The organism is Natronospira elongata (genome assembly GCF_034931365.1).
Lineage (GTDB): Bacteria > Pseudomonadota > Gammaproteobacteria > Natronospirales > Natronospiraceae > Natronospira > Natronospira elongata.
In genome coordinates this window covers 13,514-26,220 of the sequence record NZ_JAYGII010000003.1, presented here as the reverse complement: position 1 = coordinate 26,220, position 12,707 = coordinate 13,514, and the positions used below count along the sequence as shown (strand labels likewise).

The following is a 12,707-nucleotide window of genomic DNA, read 5'->3' as shown; positions in this document are numbered from 1 at the left end:
GAATAGATCGTCAGGTCACGCAGTGACCTGATGGTGCATTCCCGCCCGGTGCTCTCGGCACCAGTCGGACCCGCGCCATCCCCTAAACCGCCTACATCCCTCAGGATGCTGCTGCGTCTTCTGTCCGCAGTGGGCGTTCGGATGACAGCTGGAGAGCTGCCTCTGGCTGATGGTGGCCTTGAATCCCGATGAGATCAGGGGGATTTATGAGCAATCAAAACGCTTTTGATACAAAGTTGGCCGTAGCTGTGTTCGCCAGCCTTGCCTGGATGACGACAGCGAACGGCTTAGCCGTTGCAGAGACAGATGACACCGATGATGAAAGTCAGGCGGAGCTGGAGCGGGTCCAGGTGACCGGTTCCCGTATTCGCGGTGTTGACCTGGAGGGTGTGCAGCCTCTCCTCAGCTTTGACCGCGAAGATCTGGATGCCTCCGGGCAGGATTCGCTGATTGACTTTCTTCGTTTGCTACCTCAGATGGGAGGCGGTGAAGGGACTTTCACCACGGCCCAGAGCGGTACATTGACGGGCGATAGTCCTGCGGGGGCTGCCGGTGTTTCCCTGCGCAGTCTCGGTACCGCATCCACCTTGGTGTTGGTGAATGGACGCCGTACGACAGTGGCTTCCTTCGCCAATCAAAGCGAATCATTTGTTGATATCAACTCCATCCCCATGGCTGCCGTGGACCGGGTGGATGTATTGGCAACCGGCGCTTCAGCCATTTACGGCGCGGATGCTGTGGCCGGTGTGGTCAATGTGATTCTCCGCGATGACCTGGACGGCGGTGAGGTAAGGCTCGGCTATGGTGACTCGGCGGCGAGCAGCAATGACAGTCGGAGCAGTATCAATGTGGCATTCGGCCGGAACTTCGAAAACGGCAATGTGACAGGCTTCATCGACTATTATGACCGTTCCGCCCTCCGGGACCGTGACCGTTCCATTACGGCGGTAGAGCCGTTTCCCTCTCAGCAGGGCCGCTGGCCAAGCTTCAATGTGGACCCTGACTTGATCCAGGAAGACTTCATTGAGGAAAGCTGTCCTCCTGAGCTTCAGGACGTCGGACGTTTCGGGGAGTTCTGCTCCTTCAACCGCAATGCCTTCACTGACACTGTGCCACCGACCGAGCGGATTGGTGGGGGTGTGTTCGCTCATTTTGACATCACTGATCGCACCCGCTGGTATGCCGATTTCATCTACCAGCAGAACAGGAGTGAAGCGAATTCGGCACCGGCACCCTGGTCTGGTGAGATCATTTCCCTGGACCACCCGGATATCCCCACCGACGTTCAGGAAGAGATCGATGAGCGAGCCGATGAGCTGGACCAGTTCGGTATCGATCCGCTATTCCAGGGCTGGGGGCGTTTCAATGAAGCCCGCGCCATTGATTTGGAAAGCGATACCTGGCGTCTGGTCACCGGTTTGGACGGCATTACCGACGGCAACTGGGAATGGGATACCGCCCTGACCGTTGCCCGTAACCGTTCCGTGCAACGAGCCATCAGCGGGATCATGAATCGGGAAAAGTTCCGCGCCGGCCTCTTTGGTGAACTTTGCCCGGATGGCAGTGTGGGTTGTGACCCCGAGACGGACGGTCTTTGGTACAACCCTTTTGGTGGGCAGGATGCCAATAGCCCGGAAGTCCTGGACCTGGTCCGAGAGCGTGTACCCCGGCGCGGTGAGTCCGGCCTTTACGGCATTGACTTCAGTCTGGCCGGTGATCTGGCCAGCCTTCGTCATGGCGCCTTGTCGGCGGCCTTCGGTGCCGAGTTCCGGCATGAATATGCCGAAGACAATCCTTCGCCTCTGGCAACGGCCGATCCGGATGACAACTTCCAGGTGCCCGTGTTTGGATTCGGTTCCACGGATGTGGAGGCGGACAGGAATGTGGTCGCCGCTTATGCGGAGTTCAACGTGCCCCTGGCTGAAAATTTCGACATGCAGCTTGCGGGGCGATTCGACCATTACAGCGACTTCAGCGGTGCCTTCAGCCCGAAGGTGGGTTTCCGCTGGCAGCCCCATGAACGCTTCCTGATGCGGGGCTCCTGGGCCCAGGCATTCCGGGCACCCTCCCTGGCCCAGGTGGGTGCAGGTATCACCCTGTCGTCAGGGACGTTGCCCTGTTCCGAGGATTCGGAGTTTTTCGACAATTGGTGTGAGGGCGAGGCCGACGATCTCTCCTATCTGTCCCAGATCACCGGCAACCCGGATCTGGAAGCGGAGGACTCCGATTCCTGGAACTTCGGCATCGTGACAAGCCCCACGGATGATCTGACCATCAGTCTGGATTATTGGCGTTTCGAGCACACCAATCTGGTCGATATCGACGATGCCGTGGTGTTTCGTGATGCATTGAACGATCCGGATCTTATCGCTGAACCCGGTGGGATTGGCCCTGGAAACGTGGGTATCGAAACCATGAGCGGCGATCTGGAAAGCCGCTTGTGGGAGGTTTTTGTCCAGCTCATCAATGTGGGTGAGCAGAAAACCGATGGTGTGGACCTTTCCATTGAGCAGCGAATCGACCTGGGGCAGGCGGGTAATCTAAGGCTTTTCCTGGACGCGACCTGGATCAATTCCTTCAAGCGCCGTCTGTCCACCATCGAGCCGGAAGAGAGCCTTGCCGGTACCTGGCGTTATCCTGAAATGCTGGTCAATGCCGAGGCGAGATGGAACACCGGGCCATGGCAATTTGGCCTGCTTTTGCGCCATACCGGCTCCTACGAGGATGACATCGAACGGGCGGATATTGGGGATCTCGCTCGTGTCTCCTCCTGGAACCGCTGGGATGGCAGCGTGAGCCTTGATTTCGACAATGAATCCTGGCTCTCGCTACATGTGGACAACATCCTTGATGATGAGCCGCCCAGGGTGCTTGGTTCCTCGGCTAACGTGGACCTGGTAAATCACACCACCATGGGCCGGTTCTACTGGCTCCGGTATACCATGCCCTTTGGTCGTTAATCAGAGTGCAGCAACCCCCGGCCCCTGGGGTCGGGGGTTTGCCGGAGCCATGAAATGAGTCAGTCAGCCGCATCAGTCACACCGCAGGCCGGGGCCAGTCGCGTTCCCGATACCTTCGTGATCCTGTTCTTCATCGTCATTGCAGCGGCGATGCTGAGCTTTGTGGTTCCCAAGGGCGCTTTTGAAACCCGGGTGGTCAGCTATGAGCAGCAGGGTGTGGAGCGGTCTCGGGAAGTGGTCGTGCCCGGCAGCTTTCAATATCTTCAGGATGAGGAAGGCGAGCCGGTCCGGCGCGGTGTGCGCCTGTTCAGTGATGAGGAGGGCAGCCCTGGGCTGTTGAATTTTGCCTTCGAGGGGCTGGTTGCAGGTGACAGACACTCCGCGGCCGTGGGAGTGATTGCCTTCATCCTCCTGATCGGTGGCGCCTTCGGGATCATTCTGCGTACCGGCGCGATACAGACTGGTCTGATCAGCGTGGTCAAGGCCATGCGGGGTCGAGACATGGTCCTGTTGCCACTGATTACGGTCCTGTTCTCTCTGGGGGGTGCCATCTTCGGCATGGGGGCGGAAGCCATTGCCCTGGCCATGATCATCATTCCCTTGATCGTGGTGTTGGGCTATGACGTCCTGACCGCCATTTTGATCACCTATGTGGCGACCCAGGTGGGTTTCGGCAGTTCCTGGATGAACCCCTTTAGCGTGGGGGTTGCTCAGGGAATCGCCGAGGTGCCGGTGTTATCGGGTGCTGGATTCCGGGGCGTACTGTGGACAGTGTTCACGGCTACCCTGATCCTTTTTGCACTGTGGCATGCCCGTCGGGTCAAGACTGATCCAGGGCGATCGCCGGTGCCGGAGGCCAATGCCTGGTTTCGTGACCGCTTCGAAGAACAGGTATCGGATCGTTTCACCGTGGCCCATGGTCTGGTGATCCTGGTGCTCGTGGCGGGGATCGCCTGGATTGTCTGGGGCGTTACGGCTCGCGGCTATTACATCGCCGAGATTGCTACCCAGTTCTTCACCATGGGGCTGGCCGCCGGCGTGATAGCCACTGTCTCCCGACTTAACGGTATGGATACCAATGCCGTAGCGGTCTCCTTCAAGGAAGGGGCTGCCGCGCTTCTGCCTGCGGCACTGATTGTGGCCATGGCCCAGGGGGTCCTGGTGGTGCTCGGGGGCAATGATCCCACTTCGCCCTCGGTCCTCAACACCATCCTGCACGCCATGTCCCAGGCCATGGAGGGGCAGGGCCCCATAGCATCGGCCCTGTCCATGCTCGGCTTTCAGGCGGGCTTCAATTTCTTCGTGGCTTCAGGCTCGGGACAGGCTGCGCTGACCATGCCCATCATGGCGCCACTGGCAGACCTGGTGGGGGTGAGCCGTCAGGTGGCGGTTCTGGCTTTTCAGCTGGGTGACGGAGTGACCAACCTGATTATTCCCACTTCCGCGGTGCTCATGGGCGTTCTGGGTGTGGCCCGGGTTTCCTGGTGGACGTGGGTCAAGTTCATCGTTCCTTTTGTGCTGCTGCTATTGGGGCTTTCCATGGCCTTCATGGTGGGAGCCGTTTTGATTGGGTTCAGCTAGGTGTTACAGCCTTGGCTGAGCCGAGGAGGTCTTATGCCTTATCTTAAGTTTGCTGTCCTATCGCTATTTTTCGCGCTTTCTGCCGCCTGCTTTTCCGAAAGCGATGCCTCATCGGGCAATGGCGAGACGAGTAATGGCGGGGAAGCACTTCTGGTCCTTGCCGGCGGTGGCGCTGAAGGTGATGTAGGAGATACCAGTAGCTGGTCATACGGGCTGTATTCCCGGTTGCTTGATAACGGCGATATTCACGGCGACGGGGTGGTTCGTGTAGCCATCCTTGCGACCAGTTTCCCCAGTAACCCCAGTGATAGGGACTGGCTGGGTGAATACTTTGTCTGGATTGGCGACACCCTCGGGAAAGAAGTGAGTTTCGAGAATGTGGAAGTTGACAGTCGCAACCGGGCTGATGATCCCGCTGTGGTTGATGGTGTAGCCGATGCCGATGTGATCTTTATTCGCGGTGGTGACCAGTGGGAGTATGTGACCTGGTGGAAAGGCACGCTGTTGGAGTCCCATATTCGGGATGTGCATGCCGCCGGCGGTGCAATCGGTGGTACCAGCGCCGGGGCCATGAGTCTGTCCTCACTGAGCTATGCCTCGGGGCAGGACATGATCAGCACGGATGTTCTATACGACAGCCACAGTAGCTACCTGGATGACCGGGACGGTGGCAGCGGCATCCACGAAGATTTCCTGGCCTTCCTCGACAATGCCGTGGTCGATACGCATTACACCTGGCGGGGACGAATGGGTCGTCTTCTGGGTATTCATGCCAAGGCGATTGACGATGGCGCCTCGGACAGCCTGGTGGGTATTGGCATCGAGGAATACAGTGGCATTGTGGTTCAGGAGGGTGAAGCGGAAGTCATCGGTCACGGTGGGGTGAGCTTCTTTACCAGCCTGCAGGAGACCGAGATGGTCCGGGAGCCCGGTCGCCCATTGATCTATACCGATGTGCGTCTGGACCGGCTGTCAGATGGCTGGCGATGGAGCTTTGATGAAGCCGAGGCCATCCCGCCGATTGATGCCGAGTCCGTGGATACGGTTGGCGAGGGTCCTGCCAATGATGGTGCCCTTTTTGTGGATGGCGCCGTTGTGAACGATGCCGACTATTTCCAATGGCTCATTTTCGACAGCCCCTTTGAGCTTGAGGAAAGCACCCGGGGCACCGTGATTCTGGAAGCGGCCGGCCACACCCATGCTCTGGAAGATGGGGAGCGGGGGTATCGCCAGGAAACGGTTTTCTCCGCATTGGGGGATGGGCGGGTCCAGCTGGGCTTGTTGCTCTTTCATGATGACTACAATGGCGTCAGCGGTGCCGTTGAGCGATCTGCCGAGGTGCCGGATCAATTGCTGGCTGGGCCCGATCTGGCGAGCATCTTCATCAATGCCCGCTCGGCGGAGTTCCAGGCAGAGGCAGCCAACTTTGATTCCAAGAATGGCGTGGATGCCACCCTGGGCATGAGTGGGTTGCGGGTTCATGTCCTGGCGGATTCAGACAACCGCGACATGGCCCTGAATTCCCGAACCGGGCAGGTGGAGACCATTGCTTCCGGCGGGGAGCCCGGGAACGGGGATGATAATGGCAACGGTGATGATGATGGTAACGGGGGCGACGACGGCGATACAGACTCGGTGGAGCTAGAGCTTGACCCCTACAGGGTACGTGGCCGCCATCATGTGGATTTGTCCTGGACTGGCCTGGAGGACGAGACTGCGGTGGTCTTCCGGGATGGCGAAGAGGTGGCCGTGGTGAATGATTCCGACAGCTACACGGATGTCCCGGGCGGCCAGGGTGGCGGTAGTTATGTGTATCAGCTATGCGATGCCGAGGGCGCGCGCTGTTCTGACAGCGTGACCGCCGAATTCTGACCTTGTCCCCGGGCCCGGTGCCGGCCCAGGTGGCCGGCACCGCCTTCCAAACGACCCTGTTTGGAAAAAAACCTTTTGGAACAAACCCCTGTCGTATTTTTTCCAACAAGATGGACAGCCCCGACGGGCTGTCACGGACGGGCGTTTGAGCTAGAATAGTCGCCTTGACGGCTGCCCCGGCCACTTTTGCTGGGAGTCGCCGGGAGAGTCGTCAATCGCATTCATGCCGCCCCTATGGGGCGGTGGTCCTTATTTCCGGATATCAGCGGGAGTCTTATCGTGGCACTACCCGAACGCAGCCAGCCGGCAACCACCCCTTTCATTTTCGAGAATGGCCGCCCCGCCATGGACGAACGGCGGGCTGAAATGAACAAGCTCTACCTGGCCGACGAGGCGGAATGCATGGAACGCCTGCTGCCCGCGGCGCGTCTGGATGACGCCACCCGGCGTCGGATCGTGGCCAAGGCCGAGTCCCTCGTGGAACTGGTTCGCAAGAAGGGCGTGAAAAAGACAGGTATTTCCGCCTTCATGCAGCAGTATGACCTGTCTTCCCAGGAAGGTGTGGTGTTGATGTGCCTGTGCGAGGCCCTGATTCGGGTGCCCGACGCCATTACCGCCGACAAGCTCATTCAGGACAAGATCGCCTCCGGTGATTGGCGCTCTCATTTGGGTGAGAGCGACTCCCTGTTTGTCAACGCGTCCACCTGGGGCCTGATGCTGACCGGCGGGGTCGTCAAGGTCGACAAGCGCACGCGCAAGGATGTCTCCGGTTTCATGAGTCGGCTGACGGCGCGCCTGGGTGAGCCCATGATACGGGGCGCCATGCGCCAGGCCATGCGTATTCTGGGCTTCGAGTTCGTCATGGGGCGGACTATTGAAGAGGCCCTCAAGCGCGCGCGCAGCAAGGAGCACCGGTATTATCGCCATAGCTTTGACATGCTGGGCGAAGCGGCCTTGACCTGGACCGATGCGGATCGCTATTTCGAGGCCTATGCCGAGGCGATCGACAAGACCGGCGAGGCCGTGGGCAAGGATGAGTCCATCTGGCAGGCCCACAGTATCTCGGTGAAGCTGTCTGCCCTGCATCCCCGCTATGAATACGCCAACCGTGAAGCCGTGCTGGATGAACTGGTGCCGCGGCTGCTGCGCCTGGCCGAGCGCGCCCGGGACGCTGGTATACAGCTGACAGTGGATGCCGAGGAGGCCGATCGCCTGGATATCTCACTGGAAGTGATCGAAGCGGTCTATCGCTCCCCCTCCCTGGAAGGCTGGGAAGGCTTCGGGCTGGCCATCCAGGCCTATCAGAAGCGCTGCATCCGGCTGATTGACTGGCTGAATGCGCTCACCAGCGATGTCGGTCGCAAGATGCCGGTGCGGCTGGTCAAGGGGGCCTACTGGGATAATGAGATCAAGTGGGCTCAGGTGGAAGGCGAACACGCCTATCCGGTTTTCACCCGCAAGGTGAATACCGACGTTTCCTATCTTGCCTGCGCTCGCAAGTTGCTGGAAGAGTGCGACCAGATCTATTCCCAGTTCGCGACCCACAATGCCCATACCCTGGCCAGCATTCTGGAGATGGCCGGTGGTCGCAGCGATTACGAGTTCCAGCGCCTGCATGGTATGGGGGAGGAACTCTATGGCGAAGTGATGCGGGAGAGGCCGGAAATCTCCTGCCGGGTTTATGCCCCCGTGGGTCGGCACAAGGAGCTGCTGCCTTATCTGGTCCGTCGTCTGCTGGAGAATGGCGCCAATACCTCCTTTGTGAACCACATCATGGATCCCAAGGTGCCGGTGAGTCAGATCACCAGGGACCCGGTGGCCGAAGTGGAAAAACTTAAGCAGATTCCCCATCCGAAAATTCCCCTGCCCAAGGACTTGTACCGCAGCTTCGGCCAGGAGCGGGAGAATTCCCTTGGCGTGAACCTCACGGATCCGGACGAGTTGGCGCCGCTGGCTGAAGCCATGGAAAAGGCCATGCAGCAGCAATGGGAGGCCAGGGCGATTATTGGTGGCAAGATCCACGGTGGTGGCAAGGAAGTGCGGGCGGTGGACCCAAGCGATAACCGCCGTTCCCTGGGTGTCTATTACGAGCCGGAGGAGTCGGCGGTTCGTGAAGCCATCGACATTGCCCACAAGTCTCAGCCGAGCTGGGATGCCACTCCGGCCGCCGAGCGGGCAGCCATTCTGCGCAAGGCGGCGGATCTCTACGAGGCGCACATGGGGGAACTCATGGCCCTGTGTACTCGCGAAGCCGGCAAAACCATTCCTGACGGCGTTGCCGAGGTTCGCGAGGCGGTGGACTTCCTGCGCTACTACGCCAACCAGTGTGAAGAAAAGTTTGGCGCGGAAATACCGCTGCCGGGGCCCACGGGCGAAAAGAATACCCTGCGATTGACCGGCAAGGGTGTGTTTGTCTGCATCAGCCCCTGGAATTTCCCTCTGGCGATCTTTACCGGTCAGGTCACCGCCGCCCTGGCCGCCGGCAATGCCGTGTTGGCCAAGCCGGCCGAACAGACTTCCCTGATTGGCTCCCTGGCGGTCAAACTGCTGCACAAGGCCGGCGTGCCCGGCGATGTGCTGCATTTCCTGCCCTGTCGTGGCAGCACGATCGGCAAGATTGTCACCCCGGATGAGCGTATCGCCGGTGTGGCCTTTACCGGCTCCACCGAGACCGCCAAGCTGGTCAATCGCACGCTGGCCGAGCGGGAAGGCATCATTCCCACCTTGATTGCGGAAACGGGCGGCCAGAACGCCATGATTGTTGACAGTTCGGCGCTGCCGGAACAGGTGGCCGACGACGTCGTACAGTCTGCCTTTCACAGTGCCGGCCAGCGTTGTTCCGCGCTGCGTATTCTCTGTCTCCAGGAGGAGATTGCCCCCCGCGTGCTGGAAATCCTCAGCGGCTACATGGACACCTTGACGGTGGGTGATCCTGGTCTGCTGAGCACCGATATTGGTCCGGTCATCGACGAGAAGGCCTACAAGGGGCTGAGTGAGCACGTGGAGTGGATCAAGGGCAAGGGCAAGTTGATCAAGGAAGCGCCTCTGGGCCCGAACTGCGCCAATGGCACCTTCCTGGCACCTGTGGCGGTGGAGATTGACGACATTGCCATGCTGGAGCGAGAGCAATTTGGCCCGGTCCTGCATGTGGTGCGTTACAAGGCCAAGGATCTGGATCGGGTCATCGACGCGGTCAACAAGACCGGCTACGGGCTTACCCTGGGCATCCACACCCGGATTGACAGCGAGGCGGATTACATCCAGCGTCGCATCAAGGTGGGTAATGCCTATGTGAATCGCAATATGGTGGGCGCAGTGGTGGGCGTGCAACCCTTCGGCGGGCAGGGCCTTTCCGGCACTGGCCCCAAGGCCGGCGGCCCCCACTACATGCTACGTTTTGCCAACGAGCGTACTCTGACAGTCAACACCGCCGCCGTCGGTGGTAATGCCAGCCTGCTGGCGTTGTCGGATGATTAAGATAAAGTGAACAGTGAACAGATGAAAGTGAACAGTGGGCCGTGCCCTCGGAGATAGAGTGCCGCTTTGGCAAGATACCAGTGCACTCAAGGCTCCAGTCGGCAATGGCCTTTCAGGAAATGGACAGCGGTTGAGTAGGTACGGCCCGCTGTTCACTGGGAACTGTTCACTTTCATCTCCAAAAGAACGGAGTTCTTATTGTGGCAGTCAGCGTATTCGACATGTTCAAGATTGGCATCGGGCCGTCCAGTTCCCATACCGTGGGGCCCATGCGGGCGGCGTTGGCCTTCTGTGAAGACCTGGTGGAGAAGGGCGGGCTGGAACGTACCGCCCAGGTGGTCGTCAAGCTCTATGGTTCACTGGCGCTGACCGGTGTGGGGCACGGCACGGACAAGGCCGTGATTCTGGGGCTGCTTGGCGAGACGCCCCGGGATGTCAATCCCGACGCCATCGATGACATGTTGGCAGCGGTTCGGCAGGCCAAACGTATCAAACTATTGGGACAGCATGAGATCGCTTTCGATCCAGCGGAGAAGATTGAGTTTCACAAGGGCGAACGTCTGCCCCGGCATTCCAATGGGATGGGGCTGGTGGCGTTTGATGCCGATGGAGGCGTCGTTCACGAGGAGATCTTCTATTCCATTGGTGGTGGCTTTGTTGTCCGTGAACACGAAGAAGAGGGCGATGGAGCCAGTGACGATCAAGCACCGATTCCCCATCCCTTCAACACGGCTGAAGAACTGCTGGCCCAATGCCGTGACAACAATATGTCCATCTGGGCCCTGATGCTGGAGAACGAGAAGATCTGGCGGGATGAAGACACGGTTCGCCAAGAGTTGCTGGCGATCTGGCAGGTCATGCAAGAGTGTACTCAACGGGGGTTCCGCGTCGAGGGGAATCTGCCGGGCGGATTGGAAGTTCGACGGCGGGCGCCTCGTTTGTATCGAGAGCTACAGGAACAGAATGCCGACGAACATCTGGACCTGCTGGACTGGGTCAATGTCTTTGCCCTGGCAGTGAATGAGGAAAATGCCGCTGGTGGTCAAGTGGTAACCGCTCCTACCAATGGTGCGGCGGGAATCATTCCGGCGGTACTGCACTACTACAATCGATTTGTAGACGACGCCTCGGATGAAGGGGTTATCCGCTTCCTGCTTACTGCCGGGGCGATTGGGATTCTGTATAAGAAAAATGCCGGTATCTCCGGTGCCGAGATGGGCTGTCAGGGTGAGGTCGGGGTGGCATGCTCCATGGCTGCGGCCGGGCTCACGGAGGCAATTGGTGGCAGCCTGTCGCAAGTGGAAAATGCCGCTGAAATTGGCATGGAACACAATCTGGGTCTTACCTGTGATCCAGTGGGTGGCCTGGTGCAGATCCCCTGTATTGAACGCAATGCCATGGGATCGCTCAAGGCCATCAACGCCTCACGCATGGCCATGCGCGGGGATGGTCAGCACAAAGTGTCCCTGGATCAGGTCATTCGGACCATGCGCCAGACGGGCAACGACATGAAGAGCATTTACAAGGAGACTTCCCAGGGTGGTCTGGCCGTCAACGTCCCGGAATGCTGATTTTCTTATAGCTGTACGCAACTCCTTTCTCCTCTTTCCATGCCTGTTTGCCCTGGCTGCTTGCAGCCAGGGCCGGCTGGATCAAGCTTATCCGGCCAGTGGATTACTGGCCGGGGAGACCTTCACTGCGAAACTGGATTCACCCATTGCCCGCTATTATCTGGAAGATTATCCGGATGTACACCCCGACGGCTGGTACGAAAAAATTGCAGAGTTTGAGTCTCGACTGTCCGATGAGGGCTTGTCCCAGGCGCTCCTTGGCGAGGTGACCCGGGCAACGGACTCTGTCGATCTGGCAGCCCTGATGTTTGCCCGCCACATACGCGCTGGTGAAGGTAATCGCCACTGGCAGGCCTGTGTTACTGAAGCCAGCCAGGGTTTACGTTCCGCCGATGACTTGCGGGATCTGCTGATATTCAACGCCGCCGATAACTACAAGATCCTGTTCGCCCCTGGCTGGCTGTATGAGGATAATGCCCAGACCGAAGCGGATTTCGCCCGTACCCGTGCCAGCCTGGATCACACACCCCTGGAGTACCATTTCGTGCCCACGCCGCAGGATGGCAGCGTGGAATCCAATGCGGAGATGCTGGCCGATGCCATACGCGACTATCAGGGCACGGATTTGAACCTGATCGTTGTGAGCGCCAGTAAATCGGCTGCGGAGGTCCACTGGGCCCTGGGGACATTATTGACGCCGGAAGAGGGCGAAGCGGTAGTCGCCTGGGTCAATGCCGGCGGGGTCCTGGGCGGGACGCCACTGGCGGATCAATGGACCCGATTTCCCAGGAACCTGATGGCTCGTCTCGTCTTTCTTCGCTATGGTTGGAACTGGAATAGCCTCCATTCCCTGCGAACTGACCGAAGTAGAGAGCGTCTGGAAAAGGCTCGACTCCCAGAAAACCTCCCTGTGATCAATTATGTGGCCGTACCCATGACTACGCAGGTCAGCGAAGGTGCCAGGGGACGTCACCGTTTTCTTGCTCGGTACGGACCCAATGACGGCTTGGCGCCACTGATGTACACCAAGGTTGCGGGGCAGATTAGTCTGGTAGAGAGTGGTGCTGACCATTATTTCCTCACAGTGGATATTGGCACCCGGACTCTGGCCATGACCGAAGCGGTGTTGGCTTTCCTTGAAGGTAAAGACTGCGGTGGCGGGCGGCTTCCGAGGCCTTGAAATTACTGGGGAAGCCGAGATTGGGGGATGGATTGGTGCAGGAAGAGGAGAATGGATTAGACTTGG

At 59.1% G+C, this 12,707-nt stretch carries 6 protein-coding genes; all 6 read left to right on the top strand.

The window, feature by feature from the left end:
• The first annotated feature begins 206 nt into the window (after nucleotides 1-206).
• The 6 genes from VCB98_RS02205 to VCB98_RS02180 all read left to right on the top strand — a co-directional run bounded on the left by VCB98_RS02205 (nucleotide 207) and on the right by VCB98_RS02180 (nucleotide 12,641).
• Nucleotides 207-2,960 (top strand): TonB-dependent receptor plug domain-containing protein, encoded by a 2,754-nt coding sequence (locus tag VCB98_RS02205; protein ID WP_346050033.1) that lies wholly within the window; start codon nucleotides 207-209, stop codon nucleotides 2,958-2,960.
• Between the two features lie 54 nt (nucleotides 2,961-3,014).
• Entirely contained in the window at nucleotides 3,015-4,541 is a 1,527-nt protein-coding gene (gene yfcC / locus VCB98_RS02200) for a putative basic amino acid antiporter YfcC (RefSeq protein ID WP_346050031.1), read from the top strand.
• Between the two features lie 33 nt (nucleotides 4,542-4,574).
• The gene (locus VCB98_RS02195) at nucleotides 4,575-6,413 is read left to right on the top strand and encodes a cyanophycinase (protein ID WP_346050029.1); all 1,839 of its coding nucleotides are present in this window, start codon (nucleotides 4,575-4,577) and stop codon (nucleotides 6,411-6,413) included.
• A 234-nt stretch (nucleotides 6,414-6,647) separates the two neighbouring features.
• Nucleotides 6,648-9,890, top strand: coding sequence for a bifunctional proline dehydrogenase/L-glutamate gamma-semialdehyde dehydrogenase PutA (gene putA, locus VCB98_RS02190; RefSeq protein WP_445353988.1), 3,243 nt, complete (start codon nucleotides 6,648-6,650; stop codon nucleotides 9,888-9,890).
• A gap of 200 nt (nucleotides 9,891-10,090) precedes the next feature.
• Complete coding sequence (locus tag VCB98_RS02185) at nucleotides 10,091-11,461, top strand: L-serine ammonia-lyase (protein ID WP_346050025.1); 1,371 nt, start codon at nucleotides 10,091-10,093, stop codon at nucleotides 11,459-11,461.
• Nucleotides 11,430-12,641: a hypothetical protein gene (locus tag VCB98_RS02180; RefSeq protein WP_346050023.1), complete on the top strand. Its 1,212-nt coding sequence runs from the start codon at nucleotides 11,430-11,432 to the stop codon at nucleotides 12,639-12,641. Before VCB98_RS02185 ends, VCB98_RS02180 begins: the two co-directional genes overlap by 32 nt.
• Nucleotides 12,642-12,707 lie beyond the last annotated feature (66 nt).